Origin of the sequence: Butyrivibrio sp. AE3004, from assembly GCF_000703165.1 — a bacterium.
Lineage (GTDB): Bacteria > Bacillota > Clostridia > Lachnospirales > Lachnospiraceae > Butyrivibrio.
This window is the reverse complement of the sequence record NZ_JNLQ01000001.1, coordinates 271,633-290,997: the sequence shown is the minus strand read 5'-3', so window position 1 is coordinate 290,997 and position 19,365 is coordinate 271,633. Positions and strand designations below refer to the sequence as shown.

Below are 19,365 nucleotides of genomic sequence, written 5' to 3'. Positions count from 1 at the left end.
TTGATGATGAAAACAAGGAAATTCACAGGTAGGAGGTTTTTAACCATGGAAAATAAAATGTTCTGTTATCAGTGCCAGGAGACAGCAGGCTGTACCGGATGCACAATGGCCGGAGTGTGCGGAAAAAAGCCGGAGGTAGCTAATCTTCAGGATCTTCTTGTATATGTGACAAAGGGACTTGCTGTAGTTGCAACAAGACTTAGAAATGAAGGAAAAAGGGTTGATGAAGATATCAATCATCTCATAACCATAAATCTATTCACTACAATTACAAATGCAAATTTCGATTATGACAGCATTGCCCAAAAGATTGATCAGACTATTAAAGTAAAGACAATTAAGCTGAAGCAGCTTGACACAAAGGAAGGACTTCCGGAAGCTGCTCTCTGGAATGGTGAGAAGAGTGAATACGATGAGAAGGCGAAGCTCGTTGGCGTTCTTTCTACAGAGAATGAAGATATACGCTCACTTAGGGAGCTGATCACTTATGGTCTTAAGGGACTTGCAGCTTATTCAAAGCATGCTAACGCACTCTTACAGGATAATGAAGATGTTGATAGTTTTCTCCAGGAGGCACTTTCAAAAACACTTGATGACAGTCTTACGGTGGATGACCTGGTTGCACTTGCTCTTGAAACTGGAAAGTACGGAGTGTATGGAATGGCACTTCTTGATGGAGCTAATACTTCCGCATATGGTAATCCTGAGATTACAAAGGTTGATATCGGAGTAAGAAATAATCCGGGAATTCTTATATCCGGACATGATCTTAAGGATCTTGAGATGCTTCTTGAACAGACAAAGGGAACAGGTGTTGATGTATATACTCACTCAGAGATGCTTCCGGCACACTATTATCCGTTCTTTAAGAAATACGATAACTTTGTCGGAAATTACGGTAATGCATGGTGGAAGCAGAAGGAGGAATTTGCAAGCTTTAATGGGCCTATTCTGATGACAACCAACTGCATTGTACCTCCGGCTGATTCATACAAAGACAGACTCTTTACAACAGGTGCAACAGGATATCCGGGATGCAAGCATATCGAAGGTAAATATGGAGATAAAAAAGATTTCTCTGAGATTATTGAGCTTGCCAAAAAATGCGAAGCGCCCACAGAGATAGAAAAAGGTGAAATTGTTGGCGGATTTGCTCACGAGCAGGTGTTTGCCCTGGCTGATAAGGTTGTGGAAGCAGTAAAATCCGGAGCGATCAAAAAGTTTGTAGTAATGGCAGGATGTGATGGACGAGCAAAGTCCAGAGAATATTACACAGAGTTTGCCAGGGCACTTCCAAAGGATGTGGTTATCCTTACGGCCGGATGCGCAAAATATAAGTACAATAAGCTGAATCTTGGTGATATTGGAGGAATTCCAAGAGTTCTTGATGCAGGTCAGTGTAATGATTCTTATTCACTTGCCCTTATTGCCCTTAAGCTCAAAGACGTATTCGGACTGGATGATATAAACGAATTGCCAATTGTTTATAACATTTCATGGTACGAACAGAAGGCAGTTATAGTACTCCTTGCACTTCTTCATCTGGGAGTGAAGAATATCCATCTTGGACCAACACTTCCGGCATTCCTGTCACCAAATGTTGCAAAAGTGCTGGTAGATAATTTTGGAATTGGTTCTATAACAAATGTAGATGATGATATAAAAATGTTCTTTAATTAAAAATAGAACATGTGTCATTCCTTAATTATTTTTCAACGTTGTTTTAATATTGCACCTTTATATTGGCTTAAGCAAACCAATATAGAGGTGTATTTTTTATGAAAAAAAGAGACATTACAGGCATGAGCTTAAGTATGACATTACCTATGTCCGGTATCTGGAGCTTGTAAGGTCAAAGCAACTAACGCTGATACTGTTACAGTTCCTCAGGAGACCGGAATACATCAGGAATATGAGAAAAAGATCTTTGATACATCAAAACCTATATCGATCGATATAAGGATGGACGAGAAAAAATGGGCGGAGCTTTTAAAGAATGCTTCAAAAAAGAGCGGAAGATACGTTAGAGCATGAGCGTAAGGTTACAAAGACTGATAATCGGGAAAGATAAAGGCAGTTTTTTCTATATGCAGGCCATATTGACATATGTCAATATGGCTATTATTATATATTTGACATATGTCAGAAAGGATAGATTATGCCAAAGATTACAAAATGCAGAAAAATAGCGGGTCTTCCGGGACAGTTTGGATTCATTCCGGCAGATAATGTTGGGGAAAATGCAGTTAAGCTGACTTTTGACGAGTTTGAAACAATCCGTTTGCTTGATAGAGAAGGAATGACCCAGGAGCAGTGTGCAGATAAGATGGGAGTTGCAAGGACAACTGTAACAGCTATGTATGAGAGCGCTCGCAAAAAGGTTGCAGAGATGTTAGTTGAAGGAAGGAGTCTTACTATTTCTGGCGGTAATGTCAGATTTAATATTATGCAGAGCGAGAGTTTCAAGAATATAAGAGTAAAAGGAGAAAACGACATGAGAATAGCAGTTACATATGATAACGGTGAGATATTCCAGCATTTTGGTCATACGGAGAAATTTAAGGTTTACGATGTGAAAGATGGAAAGATTGTCAATGAAGAGGTAGTGAGCACAAACGGACAGGGACACGGCGCTCTTGCTGGATTTCTCATGGGTGGAAAGGTTGATATCCTGATCTGCGGGGGAATCGGTGGGGGTGCACAGGCAGCTCTTAGTGATGCCGGAATTACCCTTTATGGTGGTGTATCAGGCAATGCCGATGATGCTGTAAAGGCATTTCTTGCAGGGGAACTTGATTTCAATCCTGATGTTAAATGTAATCATCATGGCGAAGGACATGCATGTAGCGATCATCACGATGAGGATCATCACTGTGGAGGTCATTGTGGCCATTGAACTTTTTATCACTTTTGTAAGAATTGGACTTTTTACTTTTGGCGGTGGATATGCCATGATCTCACTGATACAGGATATCTGCGTGGAAAAGAAAAAGTGGATCAGCCATGATGAGATGATGGACATTACTGTCATTGCTGAATCAACACCTGGTCCGATAGCAATAAACTGTGCTACTTTTGTAGGCTATAAGAGGCGGGGAATGGTAGGAGCTATAGCTGCTACAACAGGGGTAGTTCTTCCGTCCTTTATTATTATCTATCTGATTTCACTGTTCCTTGACAGATTTCTTGAAATAGCGTGGATAGCGAGTGCATTTAGAGGAATTAAGATAGCTGTAGGGATACTGATATTGGATGCAGCTCTTAAGATGATAAGAAAAATGCCAAAGAAACTATTTCAGATAACCGTGTTGATTATTGCTTTTCTTACTATGATGGCTGTAAATCTTTTTTCAATAAAAGTATCATCCATAACACTAATGGTTACTGCAGGTCTCTGTAGTCTTATAGCATTTTACGTCAAAAATTCCATGAGAACGGAGGGACGAAGCCTATGATATATATTGATCTTTTCCTTGGATTTCTGAAAGTAGGGCTGTTTTCTTTTGGCGGAGCATATGCAGCAATACCGCTTATTAGGGATGTGGTTCTGCATTATGGATGGATTGATGATGAGCAGCTTACTTATATGATTGCTGTAAGTGAAAGCACTCCCGGACCTATTATGGTCAACATGGCTACATATGTAGGCAGCATGATGGCTGGGATTCCCGGAGCTTTGGTTGCAACATTTTCTGTTGTTCTTCCTGCGTTTGTAATTATCATACTTATAATGATCATGTTTAAGAGACTGTTAAAGAATCCCTATACACAGGCCGTGCTCAGAGGACTGAAGCCCTGTATTATGGGAATAATCCTGGCAATGGGAATCAGCATGATTGTGCAGAATATTGTTATTAAGGGGACGGCTTTTTCGCTGGATTTTCGAGCAGTCGTGTTATGCTCCGTTCTGGCCGCTGTCTACTTTGGCTCAAGAAAAATAACGAAATCAGGGATATCTCCAATAGTGCTGATATGTGTTGCTGCAGTGATAGGGGTGGTTATGTACTAAATTATCAACTTAATGTTAGAGACTGGTTGGTGGGGGCTATACAATGAGGATGAATGCCCTGCTAGATAGCTTTAGTATGCCTATGGTATTTGCCAAAGATTAAAATTAGGTTCATGTTTGCTTCACTTATTTCCATGTTTACCCTATAATTGAAACTTGGGGAACTTTTAAAATGGAGGAAAAGCGTATGACTAAAAGAAATGTTGGCTGGGTGCTTGTTATCATCGGCTTATTCATGTTGTTCAAGATGGTTCGTGTATCATCATTTGGATTCTTTAGGATCGGCAGGGTAAGCACATCTGCAATCGTTCTGGTACTTCTTATTATTTCAGCAATAGCAGTAGTAGTTAATAAGAACAAATTCACATGGGGCTGTTTCGTAATGTCGCTGTGTCTGCTGGTTGTAGCGCTCGTTCTTGGAACTGAGCTTTACTTTGCATACTCATCATTTACAGATATCCTTCTTGTGTTCATTCCGGTAGTAATTGGTACAGGACTTATCATCAAGAGCGTTTTTGAGAAACATCATAAAGCAGCTAATAAATACGAGTATTGATCAATCAATTCAGACGGAGGAATATATTTTGGTAAGTTTATTGTTGGGATTAATTACATTAGCCGTAATTTTTATATTTATTGTGATAGCAGCTATTCTTATAGGTATGTTTTTCACTGGATTAACAGGAGGCATAATCCTTCTTTGTACAGGCAAACACTTTTCCAATGACACAAAAAAGAAGGTTGCAAGTCGTATATGCATTGGTGTAGGGATAGTATTACTAATTCTTGCCGGCGGATCAGCAGGCATAATCATCAACTATGCGATAAAAATCTTTGGATGAAATATGATGAGTATCATCTTAATTAGGATCATTACCTAATTTATTCAAGGCATGGTAGTTGGTATGTTATTTGCCGGGCTTTTGATGTCCGACCGATATGGTTCCAAAATCAGAGCATTAAAAAAAATAGTGAAAAAAGGAAACTGATAGTGTAATAGAGACTGAGAGGATATATGAAAACAGTTGTTATTAAGTCAGATATCATAGAAGCTTTACATAATATAGGACTGGAAAAGTGCGATAATGTAATGGTGCATACCTCACTTAGTCAGATTGGCTATGTGTGTGGTGGTGCCAGAACAGTTATAGAGGCACTTATAGAAGTAGTGGGAGATGAAGGAACAATCATGATGCCCACACAGTCATGGAAAAATCTGGATCTTGAGACCGGAGTCCACTGGGAGGTGGATGAATCGGAATGGGACATTATCCGTGAAAACTGGCCTGCCTACAATAAAGAAATTACGCCTACCAATACTATGGGAGCTGTTGCTGAGATGTTTCGTTCCTGGCCTGGAACAATAAGGAGCGACCACCCGGCAAGATCAGTAGCAGCCTAGGGAAAAAATGCCCTTTATCTGACAGAAAACCACGATCTTTCTAATATTTTCGGAGATGAATCCCCGATTGGAAAGCATACGAAACACTATTCGTTGATGGTGAGGATTTTAAGGAAATCGGAGGTGCATTTGAAACTATTCATAAAGTAAACCGACTAACGCTGAGCGGTGCAGACTTACGCTTAATGAAGCAGCGTGAGTTAGTAGATTTTGCTGTTACATGGATAAACAAGAATAGGGGCAGTAGATTATAGATTTTATCTAAGCAATATAGTCAAGAAATATAAAAACAACTACACTAGTGTACTGACACATCCATAATTAACCAAATTGCTTGTCTATGAATTTGATTAAAGATGGACATGTCAGTACACTAGCTTACTTAGAGGATAGGATTTTATAAAAGAAATGGCTGTATTGAAACATGTTTACGAGTAAGGTGCGTTCGTTGGTGTCCACATGTTGAATTTACTAATAAAATACAGCCAAAATGTATATTTCACTGTGTCCACTTCTTGGGGGCCATTTTAATTAAAATACACTGTTGCAAAAAACACAACATAAAATTGCGGTAGAATTATCGATGGAAAAGAAGTTTAATGGTTATTTGTTAATTGGTTATTAAGTCCTGACTCTTACGTTACGTAAGAGTTTATAGTTAATAGACATAAAAAGAGATGCATGCGGAGGACATAGACTATGATAGTAAATAAAGTTTTTTCGCCGGATATTTACAGAAAAATAATGCTGGCAGAAGCAGATAAAAAGGATGATATTTATCGTTACGATATGATGATGCCTTTTAAGGGTAAATGGGATTGTTATCATATTCCGATCAAGCCAACACATCCCGGTGGTTATGACATTATTATGGCAAACAACAGATTAGGACTAATGCCTCCATCTGATATAGACAGGGACTGTGAAATACAGATAGAAGCTCTTAATGATGTGGCAATATGGGATAATTGTCAGAATGCCATTGAACTGGCACTGAAACGCTTTGAGGAACATAATGTTGAATTGAAAGTGCAGGAATATTTATATTCAATCCTTTTAGCAAATCCGAAGAACGCCTATACTGTTATGAATGAGGGATATTGTGGAGACGGAGGTATTCCCGGTTACATAATGGGGTGGCTTATTCCATCTGAAGATACTATAAAGCGGCTTCCTTCAGCGCTGGCGCATGAGACAAATCACAATGTGCGTTATCAGTATATCAAATGGACTAATGATGTTAACCTTGCTGAAATGATAGTGAGTGAAGGATTGGCAGAAAACTACGCTACAACAATATTCGGAGAAGAGTTTCTTGGCCCATGGGTTACAAAAACAGATATGGAATTGATGCCACTTATCAAGGAAATCATTCATGATGGATTAAATGTAACCGGTTTTGACAATATTACATCTTACTTATATGGAGATGAGATGGCTGAAATTCAGGGCTTCCCTAAAATTGGCCTTCCATACTGTGCCGGGTATGCTACAGGATATTATCTGATCAAATATTTCTTGGAAAAGACGAATATTCCGATTGAAAAAGCAACTGTTCTTCCGGCTGAGGAAATATTGAATGTAGTTCCGGAGTTCTGGGAACTATAAAGATTCTTTAATCACATAATCTGAGTTATGCTTAAATTCGGGATAACTAAGATCGTGGTTTCCGGTATATAAGAAAAAAACGAGTATCATTTAAAATCGAGATATGTTTCACTAAAGAGAATGTATTTTATTTTTTCAAGATCCTCACATGTGATGCAAGACTTGTTTTTTTACATAGTGCTTGGCAATAGTTGTTAGTCCGGATGCCATGAAATCAATTGTGATAGCATCAGTGAGTTTATCAGGTGATGACTCACTTTTGTAAGTACAGCCTTACGATGACTACTGCAATAGCGTCTCTTGTGACCGGAAACGATGTGAATCCTAAGATTGCAATGACAGGTGAGGTTTCGCTGCGTGGGCTTGTTATGCCGGAGAAGCGATATGTTCCTTTCTTTTTGTGTCTTTTTCGATGTACTGAATTTGGAAGCAATTTTCGTATTCTTCGAAATACTGAAAATTGCTTCCGTTATTATATTTATTCGATAACGGCTGTTCCGTTTACATATAGTGTATAACCATTACTTACTATTTTAGAAACATCGCCATCAAACGATGTGATATATGTATCCGCTGTCAGAGTCCAGGTGCTGTCCTCGTCGATAGTTACATTGACTTCACCGACTTCCGTAGAAACTGTATCGCCTTTTGCATTTGTGATTTCTCCGCTGATAGAACCTGTAAAGCTGGAACCATCAGTAAGGTTAAATGTAAGGGTAGAATTGCTGCCTACAAGGATTGTACCTTCGAGAGTCTGATTTACGGCATTAACCGTTGCGATATTGTCGGCACCATTCCATCCGTCATCACAGACTGAGAGTAGGATGTTTTTAGAATCCTTGTTAGTGATTGTTACATTGTTCAGATTAATTACAGCGTTGGTGTTTGTTACATGGAACACGTGACCACTTTCACTGGTAAGGCTGCCACCGGTCATGTCAAAGGTTGATGTACCACTATCTGCATCACCTGACATGGACTGATAAATCATGATGGAATCAAGGAAAGTAGCGTTACCATTCATTTTTGTGTTGTTTGCTGTCATGTCACAGTCTTTCAGAGTAATGGAGTTCATTCCTTCAATACATACTGCTTCTGAAAGATTTGAAACAAGAGTTGCATTGGAAACTGTTATGTCAGCAGTTGAGTATATTGAAGGTGAGCCAAGTCCATTAGTTGTATAAATTCCGCCATCCACCGTAACGGTTCCACCACCACGGTCTGTACGTATTGCAGCTGATGACTGTCCGCTGGTTTCAACTGTGAGATTAGAAGCTTTTGTGATTCCACCGCCGGTTGTCATGATACCTCCGGAACCATCGCCTTTTGTTGTAATTGTTGAATCAGAAATGATAACTGTTGTTCCATCTCCGTCTGCACCGTTCTGGCCGCCGTTTCCACCATATGAAAATACACCGTTAGCACCATCTGCATCAGATGTAATGGTAGCATCTGTAATAGTGGTTGTTGATCCGTCCTTTACCAGAACTGCTGCATTAAGGCCGTAGAAGTTACAACTGTCTCCGCCGTCAGAATCACCGGTTTTACTGACAGTTGCATTTGAAATAGTAACATCCTCTGATGTTTCGATCAAAAGAGCGCTTTCATCAGCAGTAGTGCTCTCATAGGTCTGGCCATCCTGTGAATCGCTGCTTGTTATATTCACAGCTCCGGTATAATCTATGTCAGCGCTGCTCATTCCGCCACCACCAAATCCGCCGCCAGGTGCATCACCGGGGGCATTACCGGGTGCTCCGTCAGGCTTATCTCCACTTGGTGGTTCACCGGGAGCTTCTCCGTTTGGTGCTTCACCGTCAGGCTTATCTCCGGCTGGTGGTTCACCGGGTGTTTCTCCGTCCGGAGCTTCTCCATCAGGTTTATTCGGCGTTTCGGTCTGAACCGGCTCTTGTGCAGATGCTGTGGCTTCTTCTGTGATTACTTCAGTAACGGTCCCATTTTGTCCGCATGCTGATACTGACATGCACATTAGTATTATAGTTACGCAAGGAATTAGTTTTTTAACTTCGATTCTTTTCATAATATTTCACTCCTAATTTCAAAAAGGTTTTGTTTTTTGGTTGAACGCATGATAACATAGTGAACCTAAAAATAACCTAAAAGTCAAAAACAATTGAAGTAAAATGAATGATAGCTTTTTGAATATAAAATTAAAGACACATATTTGAAAAGGAGCAGATATGAATACAGATAGAATAACAGAATTAAGAAAAGAGTGGGAAGCAGAGGAGAAGATAGCTCATATACACGGATGGGATTTTTCTCATATTCATGACAGATACGAAGAAGAGGAAGATCTTCCCTGGGACTACAGGCAGATAATTGATGAGAACCGTGTAGACAGTATGAAGTTATTGGATTTCGATACAGGCGGTGGAGAGTTCCTGTTATCGCTTGGACATCCTTATGGCAACACAGCAGCTACAGAGGGTTATCCTCCAAATGTGGAGTTATGTAGGAAAGAGCTATTGCCTCTTGGCATTGAATTCAAAGCTTGTGATGATGCTGCAAATGTTCCTTTTGCAGACAGCTCTTTTGACATGATCATAAATAGACATGGTGACTTTGATTCTTCAGAAACATCAAGACTGCTGAGAGAAAACGGATTGTTTATTACTGAGCAGGTTGGGGCGGAAAATGACAGAGACCTTGTAAAGATGGTCCTGCCTGATGTACCGAAGCCGTTTCCGGAGCTTGAGTTATCTATTCAGAAGAAAAAGTTTGAGGATGCAGGATTAAAGGTTATTAGAGCAGAGGAAGCATTCAGACCTATCCGCTTTTATGATGTTGGCGCATTTGTCTGGTTCGCACATATAATAGAGTGGGAGTTTCCGGGATTCTCTGTAGAAAAGTGTTTTGATAGACTTCTTGAAATGCAGGAAGAGATTGATAATAAAGGATTTGTTGAGGGAACAATTCACAGATATCTCATCGTTGCACAGAAGATTGACCAATAATTATAGGCGATTTTCTGCCCTGCTTTGGTAAGCCGGGCAGAGCCGGTATCAGCTATTGTAATGAAACCTTCATCTTTGAGGACATGTATACTGCAGTAAAAGTCGAGAAACAACACATAACCGTACGGAATAGAGTGAAAAAACTTATTATCTGCATGGATTGACAGAGCGGGTTAGCATAGTCTAACATATAATACAAATGATAATGATTTTCAAGATATATAATAGACCCGATTTTTTCGGGTTTTACTTTTGATAAAAGGTTAGCTATAACTAACGTGCAAAGTGAGAAAGATAGTAGTGGCTGAATGAATAATGAGAAGATAGTTGAGGCTTTAAAAGAACGTGGGATGAGGATTACAAAGCAGAGGATGGTTGTTGCAGATGTCATTGCTGATAATGACGGAGCCAGCTGCAAGGATATCTGCTGTATTGTGCGAAGTAAAGATCCTTCAATTGGAGTGGCTACTGTATTGGTGGTGGAAGAAATTGAAGGAGTTTTAAAAGGAGCTGGTTTTTCTAAGGTAAAGACTGATCATCATAAGAGCAAACCGTGGATTACTGTGATAGCAAAGAAATAAGGATAAGGTTTATGTATCATATTGAAAAAAATACAGTACAGGAAACATTGATAATACCTTTATTTGGTAGAAAAGTATGCTCAGAGCATTTTCCGGATTTGTTTAAAGACCCTGAGGCAGAGCGCATCTGCTCTTTGCTGGATTATGATTTTGCAGAAAAGGGTAAGAAGATGGAGAGTGCAGTAGGGCTTTTTGGCGCGCTTGAAGTCGCGCAAAGACAGTATGATCTTGCATGGGAGGTTAAGGATTATCTAAAGAAACATCCAAACGCAGCGGTAGTAAACCTTGGATGCGGACTGGATGATACTTTTCGAAAATGTGATAACGGAGTCTGCAGGGGCTACAACATAGATATGCCGGATGTAATAGAAATCAGAAACGAGATCCTTTCTGCAGGAGAGAGGGAGACTAATCTTGGATATGACCTTAATGATGAACGCTGGATGGATGAAATAGACCCGTCTCATGGGTGTGTGTTCTTTGCATCCGGTGTTTTCTATTATTTTAAGACCGAAGTGGTAAGAGAATTATTTCAAAAGATGGCAAAAAGATTTCCCGGTGCAGTAATAGTATTTGATTCCTGCAATAAGCGTGGTGCAAAGATGATGACAAAGACCTGGCTAAAGGAAGCAGGCATAGCAGATGTGAATGCGTTTTTCTCTATTGAAGACAAAGCTGAAATAGAGGCGTGGAGTAGAGATTTTGTATCGGTAACCGCGCGAAGTTACATGAGAGGTTACCGAGATATCTACAATGATGTGAGAATCCTGCATAAGCTGATGATCAGGTTCTGTGACAGCTTGGTAAAAATGCAGATCATAAGGATTAAATTCAAGTAATGAGGCTGTGATATTCATGAAATGTAGCAGTTGATTTTAGCCAACAAAGCTCTTTACCCAGTATATTTGATGAAACAAAACAAACAGACGCCCATTGCTACCGAGTAGTGGGATTTACGTCATTTCTTTATCGTTAGGTATTAGCAGGTAGGGAAATGGCGTATTTTATTATGTGGACAGGGATGGGGATTATTCGAACTATGCTGTTAGGAATGTTTCTTTTCCATGAAAAGCTGACAGTTCCACAGGTAATATGTGTTATTCTAATTGTAGTTGGAGTAGCCGGTCTTAAGATTTTAGCCAAAGAATGAGGTGCAGCATGTTTAGAAAAATGAGAGGATATGGTCAGCAGATTTCGGAGCCCATTCATGGAATGTGGAACCTGGATAGGTACGTAAATCTGTTGATGGGTGAGATCCCGTGGCTTCAGGATGATATCAATGGATATGGACCTAAATATGGAAAAACTATCAGAGAGGTTAATCCTCTATATGCATCATTGAGCGGTGAAACCCAAAATAAAACAAAGATTATGGAGAAAAATTAGAAACGTGATAAGAAAAGCCGAACCAAAAGATCTATCAAGAATTGCTGAAATCCTGGTGTTTGCAAAAAGAATAAAGTACCGATCAATCTTTCATAATGATGAATATTCTTTTAACGAGTTGCAGGTAGTTAAGGTTGCCGATGAATTCAAGGATCCGGAACTCCTCGATAAAGTCTGGGTATACGATGATGGTATAGTTAAGGGAATGATCCATCTTAGTGGAAAAGAAATTGTAGAATTATATGTAGATTACTTCTTCTGGAAAGAGGGCATCGGATCTAAGCTGGTAGAATTTGCAAAAGAAAAATTTGATGCTAAGTTCGTATGGGCACTGGAGAAGAACGAAGACGCCATTCGCTTTTATGAGGCGCATGACTTTAAGCTTAACGGGAAAAGACAATTTGAAGAAGGTACACCAGAATATATTGTTATGTTGGAGCGAGACTGAGAAGGAGTATTGGAAAAATGGTCAAATATAGAGAAATGACAGAGGCTGACAACACTGTAGTCGCTACGATGATCAGAGACAACCTGAAAAAGTTTAAGCTTGATATTCCGGGAACGGTTTATTTTGACGAAGGACTGGACCACCTCAGTGATTATTACGGAAGAGATGAGCGAAGATATTTTGTTATTGAGGACGATAATGGTAAGGTAATTGGCGGAATTGGATTTGCCAGATTTGAGCTAGGACAGGATACAGCCGAGCTACAAAAGCTCTATCTTATGGATTCAGCAAAAGGCTCAGGCCTTGGCTATGAAATGATCGACTTCATTGAGGACAGGATGCGCGAGGCAGGATTCAAGGTTTCATATCTGGAGACTCACGATAAACTTCAGGCCGCAATCCACATCTATGAGAAGATGGGGTATAAAGAAATAGAGCGCCCCAAGGAAGTGAATCACAGTACCATGAACAGGTTTTTCAGAAAATGGCTATTTTCATAACAATCATCTGTCTCATAAAACTAATGATTTTCGATACACTTTTGAGAAGCTGCACATTATAGATTTTAGGGGCATATAGTAGGCTAAAAGCCACTAAATGCCTTTATTTATGTGCAAAAACAGGCTATAGTTGTAATAAGCACTTGTTTTGAGGGATTATGACAACGATGGAGGAGAAGTATGAGCTATCCAGATAGGCAAAAGGCCGAGGAAATATTGCGCGAAGCGGAAAGATGTAATCCAGGGCCTTGGGGAAACCATAGCAGGACAGCGGCTTATTGTGCTGAGAAGATAGCAGAATGTTCTGGGATGGATAAAGAAAAGGCATATGTTCTTGGCTTACTGCATGACATAGGAAGAAAGTTTGGAGTAAGACATCTTGGACATGTCTCAGATGGCTATTCGTACATGATGTCGCTGGGCTATGATGAGGTTGCCAGGGTTTGCCTTACTCATTCATTTAACAATATGACCACAGATGAATATATAGCGTGCGGATTAGCTTGGTTCGTACATCATTCGGATCGTCATTTTCTCTAATGCTATCAAGTTCTTTATCAAGACGTTCTGCTTCCTGGAGCAGGACGTCTTCCTTTAATCTACTGCATACTGCTCAATATTGGTTAACGATTAAAGACTACATTTTTCCATAACCATATAGAATTATGCAGTTGTGGAAAAAATGTAGAAAAAAGCATTACAAGGTGGTACAATCAAGGTGTAAAATTTCCACAACTACAAAAAATAGCAAGTTATGGAAGAAATGGCGGGAGCATATGATAGGAAGAGAAGCGGAAATAAAACAACTCAGATCGCTAAAGAATGAGGAGGAACCGCAATTTATAGCAGTTTATGGGAGAAGAAGGATTGGAAAGACATACCTGATTAGAGAAAGTTTTGAATATGAGTTCACCTTTCAACATACCGGAGTAGGAAATGACGAGAAAAAGAGTGCTGAAACACAGAAGCAGGAGCAGCTAAATAAGTTTAGTGAATCCCTATCAGAAGCGGGATATGACTGTGAAGAAAGACTTACTTCATGGACAGAGGCTTTTAATGCGCTTAAAGAAGTAATAAAGAAGTCAAAAGAGAAGAAGAAAGTCATATTTATTGACGAATTGTCATGGATGGATACAAAAGACAGTGGTCTTGTAACTGAGCTTGAGCATTTTTGGAATGGGTGGGCAACAGCCAGAAAAGAGAAAGATATTATTCTTATCATCTGCGCATCAGCAACCTATTGGATTATGGAAAAAATAGTGAATGATAAGGGTGGATTCCACAACCGATTGACGGGGCAAATACATCTGAAGCCATTCACATTGAAGGAATGTGAGGAGTATCTTCATACAAGAAAAATATTACTAAACAGACACCAGATTATCCAGTGTTACATGATCATGGGGGGAGTTCCGTATTACTGGAGCCTTCTGAAGAAAGGACGAAGTCTTCCTCAAAATATTGATGAACTTTTCTTTGCAGAAAATGCTCCGCTTCAAAAAGAGTATAACAATCTGTATAGAGCACTTTTTAAAAAGCCGGAGCAGTATGTAAAGATAATAGAAGCATTAAGTTCTGAAAATAAGGGAATAAGCAGAGAGGAAATATGTAAAAAGACAGGGATTGCAAGCTCCGGCGCATTTTCTAAAAAATTACAGGAACTTGAGGTTTGTGGATTTATTAGGAAATATATCCCGGCAGGATATGTAGAGCGGAATGCGATTTTTCAATTGGTAGATAACTATACGCTATTTTATTTGAGATTCTTAAAAAATAACACCTATGATGAACATTATTGGCAGACTCTGAATAATAGCCCCAAAATAAACGCATGGAGTGGAGTCGCTTTTGAGCGTGTTTGTCTGGAACATGTACCTCAGATTAAAGCGGCGCTAGGAATTGCTGGTGTGCACACAGAAGTCAATGCGTGGAAATGCGATGCAGATAAGAAAAAGGGATTACAAGGCTCGCAGATAGACCTTCTGATTGTAAGGGATGATCAGATTACCAATATATGTGAATCTAAGTACTCAAAGGCTGATTATCGAGTTGATGATTCATTTGATAGAGATATGAAGCGGAAAATATCGGATTATCTGATTGACAGTAAGACAAAACATGCCATTCATGCTACTTTAATTACTAATTATGGTGTTGTGGAAAACGAGTATTCAGGAGAATTACAAGCTGTTATAACCGGGGAAGAGTTATTCAAATAAAAAAATCTGATATAAACACTCTTTCTGAAGTTATAAAGATATATCTCTTTAAAAATGTGAAAAACTAAGAAGGACTAGGAATGAGATTAGAGATTAGTAATATAGGCCCATTAAAAAATGCAAATATAGAATTAGAAGGAATAACAATAATAGCCGGGCAGAATAATGTCGGAAAAAGCACAGTAGGAAAAACATTGTTTGCCCTACTTCAAAACATGGAAGTTTGGAGCATGATATATGAGGATCAATGTGCTCGATTAATATATGAGATTTTTGATAAAGAAAATGTAATCTTGGAGGATTTATGTCTTTCAATTGAGGGGGTATATAGGAGAAGAACAAATAGGATATCTATGATATTAAATGCATTAGCGTTTAGTGAAGATATCCGAATTGCGATTGAGGATTATAAGAGTAAGGATTGTAATTCTAAACATACTTTGGAAGAGTTGGTTGACAAGTTTTGTGATGACTATATATCTGTCTATATGCCTGCTGATGATGAAAGAAAGATTTTCAAAAAGCAGCATAGTGAAAAGCTAAATAAATGGAAAACCGAAATTCTGAACCATATAGATGATATGGAATTTGATGAGCTTGAATTGCAAAAAGGAATGATTTTTAACTGCATTAATGAAGTTTTTGAAAAACAGGCTATAAAAATTGGAAGTCAGAACGCAGAGATTAAATATACTGATTCCATTGAAAGAGATATTCGTTTTCAATTTGATCATGATAATTGTGAGCAGAATATTGTTATTAGAGAGAATAATAGGATTTTTTATATTGAGACATCAAAACTTTTTGATTTCTTATCAGATGCCAAGCACGGAAGTGATCAAAAGGCTTTTCTACAGTTCCTTATGAGACCAAATATATACAAGATGAAAAACTTGGAGAGACAGTATGATTTGGATTATAACAAGAGCAAAGGTCTTTTAAATCTGGACAAGAGTTTTTCAGGGATACTTGCACGTTTGGAAAATGTAATGGGGGGAAATGCGTCATTTTACCAAAAGATAGGACTTGAATTTAAAGACGAAAGATATACGGAGACAATTCATGCAGGTAATGTGTCAGCAGGGCTTAAATCTATGGCACTTTTGGAATATGCATTGAGGATTGGTGCTATAAAAGCAGGCGATATTATGATTCTTGATGAACCGGAAATAAACTTGCATCCGGAATGGCAAGTTGAATATGCAAGGACAATAGTTGAACTGGAAAAGCAATGCAATATTAAATTTATTATTACTTCACATAGTCCGTTTTTTATCAGAGCACTAGAATGCTATGCTGATATTTATGGAAAAATGGGTGAAATGAATGTATATGAGCTGACAAAGAGAGAAGATGGGGAAATTGAAGTGGAAAATGTTTCATACAGCGAGTTTGGAATGTCAAAGCTGTATGATGATTTAGCAGCGCCGCTTGATGCATTGGATGCTTTATTGGAGGGTAATGATTAAAGTTTTAGATTATGTAAAAAAAGAGAAGGAAGGTAGCACACACGTAGAATATGAGGATGAATATATTTTTTCAACATTAAAGTGTGCGGCATATAGTCATAGCGAGAGAGCATTGGCAAATGATTCTAAAGGAAATAGTAATGATGATTGGATTGGGAGTAAATCCAGTCAAATACCTACTATTCTTATGGATAATGTCAAAGGTCTAATTGATAGGAACAGAAAGTCCGTAGATGCTTTCATGTATCATTTTAGCAATGCTGAAAAACTAAATTACCTGATTGAATTTAAAAAAGCATCTAAAAGCGGTGTTATAGATATACTTGATAATGGGAAAGACGATTCGATATATTTTAAGTTTAGAGATACGGCATTACTTATGAAAGACGAAATCCTGTTTGGAGGATGTCTTGAGTCGGTAGATCTGATTAAGAATACACATGTGATTGTGGTATATGCCGGAAAGAATGATAAGGCTGGAAATGAACAGCCACGTCTTCCAGGTTCCAATAAAGCGGAAAAGGATGATAAAGGAAAACAGAAAAAGGCTGTTAGAAACGCATTTCATAGCCCAAACAGAAATATTAATAAAAATAGAAATTATGATAAAAAATCAAAAAAGTATAGAGACTTAGATACGGAATCCACTCTAGATAAAGATTTAGAAATTGAAAACCGTAAAGACATTGCAGACAAAATAGACAGTTTTGCTTGTAAGATTCGTGATTTGCAGTTTGCGTATTGTTTAAAGGATGAATTTTCTGTACCAGGTATACCTAAGGAACGCAAAGATAAAGCAAAGGGTAAAATTCGTCAGGTTACACTTTTTTCTGGTACCGATTTTAAAATGCTTTTAGAAAATGGTGATTTTGATAATTGGGATTGGGGAGATTATCTATGATTAGGTCACTCATAGGTCATGAGAAACTATTTTTGCTAGTCAAATGATTGTGGGGGTTACTGTGCATATACTTTAACAAATTAACGCGATAAAGTGAGTGAGGAAGGCTGTCATCTTGGCAGCTTTCTTTTTTTGAGGATTTTGGGGTATTTCTTAGGTGGAATAATTGAAATTATGTGTTTATGAAACATAAAGATGAAAATACGTAGTGTGAATGGGCAAGGGCACTGCAACAGACAGGTATGAGTCTGAAAAACATTCGTTTATAGATGAGAGAGGTTGTTATGAAGAGCAGGTTAATGAAGAAGTTTGGTTTTTTATGGGGAAGCTCGAGGAAAGAGATTGTGAGGTTACTTGATGAGAATGACAAGGATTATATCATTCGTCAGTGGGGGAGTGAGGAGCTGCCATTTAGGGATTTTTATATAAGCAGGGCTGTGTTTGTTGAATTACTGTTGTTGTCTAATGAGGGCGTGATTGTGGTTGCTTCTACTACTGCGGATGATGGTAAGGGAGGTATAGAACCAGGGAGGTTGGTCTGGGGAGGAAGGTTTGGTGGAGAGAAGAACTGTTCTGATATGTAATTTTTTTGAGCTAAGAATTGTTTGTGTATGTTTCTGTGGGTATAATAATTCAGGATTATTACCATGAAGATGTATAACAAGAGGAGAAGAACTTGAAAAGAATACTGGCTATAGCATCGTTTTATTTGATAAATTTTGGATTGTGGGAGTTGCTTAAAGGATATATTGGTAGTGAATGGGATTCATTTCTGGTATATGTGATTCTATTTCCGTTGATGATTTTTATTTTTTGGAATGAACTTAAATCAGAATGGAAGGAATTTTCTTCTATTCTGAAAACGAAATCATTTTATGTATATCTGATAATTTGGTTGGTTTTGGATTTGCTTTTTACCGGTTTATTACTTTGGGGAATAAATACTTTTGGATGGGATATTTTACCGCAGAATAATAATAACGTAAAAGACCAAATGGTGGTAGTTCCGCTTTATTTGACCATGATTCAGGGGTGCATTTTTGCTCCGGTTATTGAAGAGTTGGTATTTAGATATGCTATTATTAGCAAAACCGAGAATAGAATTGCACAGATGCTATTATTTATTGTTTCAGTGGTAATGTTTGATTGTATTCATATAGTGAGGCTTCCTGAATTCTTTTATTATCTTATACCATCACTCTTTTTAACATCATTTTATATGAAAAAGAAGAATCCATTTACTTCAATAGCTTTACACTCAGCAATAAACGTAGTTGGATATATTTCTTTGATTGCGGGTATTTTGTGAGATATAAATGGATACGAGAAGGGCACAAATGATAGAAATATATTATTTCGATATAGAATCTATAAGCGAATATCAGTTACAAAAAGCATATTCATGGATTTCAGAAGATAGAAAGAAAAAGGCTAGAAGATATAAGTTCCGGGATGATGAGAAAAGATGTGTTTTTGGTGAAGCTTTAGTCAGATATGGATTATTAAAGAAAGGATATGAAAAGGACATTTCAATTTTTCATAATTCTTTCGGAAAGCCTTATATGGGAAAAAACGACACCTTTTTTAACATTTCACATGCTGGAAATTGGGTAAGTGTAGCATTTTCAGATGATGAAATAGGAATTGACATAGAGAAGAAGATATATGATGAAGATGTATGTTAATGCTATACCGCTTGAAACAAAACTCGCAGGAAGAACTTTTAGGGAGTGTTTGAAGGAAACATCTGTAGCGGTTTTTGAAACAATGCGCCATCAGAAATGTGTTTTGTTGAATATATATGATCGGGATGATATCGCTAATACGATTTCCAGCGTAGGTAATATGGAGTTGGAGTAAATGATTT

At 38.2% G+C, this 19,365-nt stretch carries 25 protein-coding genes and 1 pseudogene; 25 read left to right on the top strand and 1 reads right to left on the bottom strand.

Going from position 1 to position 19,365, the window contains the following annotated elements:
- The first annotated feature begins 45 nt into the window (after positions 1 to 45).
- The 10 genes and pseudogenes from hcp to BV60_RS24445 all read left to right on the top strand — a co-directional run.
- Positions 46 to 1,680 carry a hydroxylamine reductase gene (hcp, locus tag BV60_RS0101560; RefSeq protein WP_029319063.1) on the top strand — a complete coding sequence of 545 codons (1,635 nt, stop codon included), beginning with the start codon at positions 46 to 48 and terminating at the stop codon, positions 1,678 to 1,680.
- A 478-nt stretch (positions 1,681 to 2,158) separates the two neighbouring features.
- Positions 2,159 to 2,896, top strand: coding sequence for a NifB/NifX family molybdenum-iron cluster-binding protein (locus BV60_RS0101555; RefSeq protein ID WP_029319062.1), 738 nt, complete (start codon positions 2,159 to 2,161; stop codon positions 2,894 to 2,896).
- The gene (locus BV60_RS0101550; protein WP_242840921.1) at positions 2,886 to 3,455 is read left to right on the top strand and encodes a chromate transporter; all 570 of its coding nucleotides are present in this window, start codon (positions 2,886 to 2,888) and stop codon (positions 3,453 to 3,455) included. The genes BV60_RS0101555 and BV60_RS0101550 overlap by 11 nt, the downstream gene beginning before the upstream one ends.
- Positions 3,452 to 4,009: a chromate transporter gene (locus BV60_RS0101545; protein WP_029319060.1), complete on the top strand. Its 558-nt coding sequence runs from the start codon at positions 3,452 to 3,454 to the stop codon at positions 4,007 to 4,009. The genes BV60_RS0101550 and BV60_RS0101545 overlap by 4 nt, the downstream gene beginning before the upstream one ends.
- 187 nt (positions 4,010 to 4,196) lie before the next feature.
- On the top strand, positions 4,197 to 4,565 hold the full coding sequence (locus BV60_RS0101540) for a hypothetical protein (protein WP_029319059.1): 369 nt from the start codon (positions 4,197 to 4,199) through the stop codon (positions 4,563 to 4,565).
- A 28-nt stretch (positions 4,566 to 4,593) separates the two neighbouring features.
- Positions 4,594 to 4,851 (top strand): hypothetical protein, encoded by a 258-nt coding sequence (locus BV60_RS0101535; RefSeq protein WP_156035906.1) that lies wholly within the window; start codon positions 4,594 to 4,596, stop codon positions 4,849 to 4,851.
- Between the two features lie 173 nt (positions 4,852 to 5,024).
- Complete coding sequence (locus tag BV60_RS23625; RefSeq protein WP_242840920.1) at positions 5,025 to 5,411, top strand: aminoglycoside N(3)-acetyltransferase; 387 nt, start codon at positions 5,025 to 5,027, stop codon at positions 5,409 to 5,411.
- A 59-nt stretch (positions 5,412 to 5,470) separates the two neighbouring features.
- A complete protein-coding gene (locus BV60_RS24310) occupies positions 5,471 to 5,665 on the top strand; it encodes an AAC(3) family N-acetyltransferase (protein WP_334291190.1) in 195 nt (64 codons plus the stop codon).
- Positions 5,666 to 6,110: 445 nt separating this feature from the next.
- Complete coding sequence (locus BV60_RS0101525) at positions 6,111 to 7,019, top strand: DUF2268 domain-containing protein (RefSeq protein WP_029319057.1); 909 nt, start codon at positions 6,111 to 6,113, stop codon at positions 7,017 to 7,019.
- 272 nt (positions 7,020 to 7,291) lie between these two features.
- Positions 7,292 to 7,393, top strand: a pseudogene (locus tag BV60_RS24445) (S16 family serine protease); the annotation flags it as partial.
- Positions 7,394 to 7,497: 104 nt separating this feature from the next.
- Here the strand turns inward: BV60_RS24445 and BV60_RS0101515 are convergent.
- Entirely contained in the window at positions 7,498 to 9,057 is a 1,560-nt protein-coding gene (locus BV60_RS0101515) for a hypothetical protein (RefSeq protein WP_029319056.1), read from the bottom strand.
- A gap of 160 nt (positions 9,058 to 9,217) precedes the next feature.
- Here BV60_RS0101515 and BV60_RS0101510 point away from each other — a divergent pair, with 160 nt between their 5' ends.
- From BV60_RS0101510 to BV60_RS0101440, 15 genes are all read left to right on the top strand, one after another.
- Positions 9,218 to 9,994 (top strand): class I SAM-dependent methyltransferase, encoded by a 777-nt coding sequence (locus BV60_RS0101510; protein WP_029319055.1) that lies wholly within the window; start codon positions 9,218 to 9,220, stop codon positions 9,992 to 9,994.
- Between the two features lie 308 nt (positions 9,995 to 10,302).
- On the top strand, positions 10,303 to 10,575 hold the full coding sequence (locus BV60_RS0101505) for a transcriptional repressor (RefSeq protein WP_081846531.1): 273 nt from the start codon (positions 10,303 to 10,305) through the stop codon (positions 10,573 to 10,575).
- Positions 10,576 to 10,586: 11 nt separating this feature from the next.
- Positions 10,587 to 11,414: a class I SAM-dependent methyltransferase gene (locus BV60_RS0101500; RefSeq protein ID WP_029319053.1), complete on the top strand. Its 828-nt coding sequence runs from the start codon at positions 10,587 to 10,589 to the stop codon at positions 11,412 to 11,414.
- A 155-nt stretch (positions 11,415 to 11,569) separates the two neighbouring features.
- Positions 11,570 to 11,725, top strand: a complete 156-nt coding sequence (locus BV60_RS22525; RefSeq protein WP_035776877.1) for an SMR family transporter — start codon at positions 11,570 to 11,572, stop codon at positions 11,723 to 11,725.
- A gap of 8 nt (positions 11,726 to 11,733) precedes the next feature.
- Positions 11,734 to 11,961: a hypothetical protein gene (locus BV60_RS0101490; protein ID WP_029319052.1), complete on the top strand. Its 228-nt coding sequence runs from the start codon at positions 11,734 to 11,736 to the stop codon at positions 11,959 to 11,961.
- Positions 11,962 to 11,965: 4 nt separating this feature from the next.
- Positions 11,966 to 12,409, top strand: a complete 444-nt coding sequence (locus BV60_RS0101485; RefSeq protein ID WP_029319051.1) for a GNAT family N-acetyltransferase — start codon at positions 11,966 to 11,968, stop codon at positions 12,407 to 12,409.
- A 17-nt stretch (positions 12,410 to 12,426) separates the two neighbouring features.
- Entirely contained in the window at positions 12,427 to 12,909 is a 483-nt protein-coding gene (locus BV60_RS0101480; protein WP_029319050.1) for a GNAT family N-acetyltransferase, read from the top strand.
- Between the two features lie 180 nt (positions 12,910 to 13,089).
- Positions 13,090 to 13,449, top strand: a complete 360-nt coding sequence (locus tag BV60_RS0101475) for an HD domain-containing protein (RefSeq protein WP_081846530.1) — start codon at positions 13,090 to 13,092, stop codon at positions 13,447 to 13,449.
- Positions 13,450 to 13,685: 236 nt separating this feature from the next.
- Positions 13,686 to 15,128, top strand: a complete 1,443-nt coding sequence (locus tag BV60_RS0101470; RefSeq protein WP_029319048.1) for an AAA family ATPase — start codon at positions 13,686 to 13,688, stop codon at positions 15,126 to 15,128.
- Between the two features lie 80 nt (positions 15,129 to 15,208).
- Positions 15,209 to 16,597 (top strand): AAA family ATPase, encoded by a 1,389-nt coding sequence (locus tag BV60_RS0101465; protein ID WP_029319047.1) that lies wholly within the window; start codon positions 15,209 to 15,211, stop codon positions 16,595 to 16,597.
- Positions 16,590 to 17,498 (top strand): hypothetical protein, encoded by a 909-nt coding sequence (locus BV60_RS0101460; RefSeq protein WP_029319046.1) that lies wholly within the window; start codon positions 16,590 to 16,592, stop codon positions 17,496 to 17,498. The genes BV60_RS0101465 and BV60_RS0101460 overlap by 8 nt, the downstream gene beginning before the upstream one ends.
- A 269-nt stretch (positions 17,499 to 17,767) precedes the next feature.
- Positions 17,768 to 18,082 carry a hypothetical protein gene (locus BV60_RS0101455; RefSeq protein ID WP_197029482.1) on the top strand — a complete coding sequence of 105 codons (315 nt, stop codon included), beginning with the start codon at positions 17,768 to 17,770 and terminating at the stop codon, positions 18,080 to 18,082.
- 92 nt (positions 18,083 to 18,174) lie between these two features.
- Positions 18,175 to 18,807, top strand: a complete 633-nt coding sequence (locus tag BV60_RS0101450; protein ID WP_029319044.1) for a CPBP family intramembrane glutamic endopeptidase — start codon at positions 18,175 to 18,177, stop codon at positions 18,805 to 18,807.
- 28 nt (positions 18,808 to 18,835) lie between these two features.
- Positions 18,836 to 19,183 (top strand): 4'-phosphopantetheinyl transferase family protein, encoded by a 348-nt coding sequence (locus BV60_RS0101445; RefSeq protein WP_051656427.1) that lies wholly within the window; start codon positions 18,836 to 18,838, stop codon positions 19,181 to 19,183.
- Complete coding sequence (locus tag BV60_RS0101440; RefSeq protein ID WP_035776874.1) at positions 19,164 to 19,358, top strand: hypothetical protein; 195 nt, start codon at positions 19,164 to 19,166, stop codon at positions 19,356 to 19,358. Before BV60_RS0101445 ends, BV60_RS0101440 begins: the two co-directional genes overlap by 20 nt.
- Positions 19,359 to 19,365 lie beyond the last annotated feature (7 nt).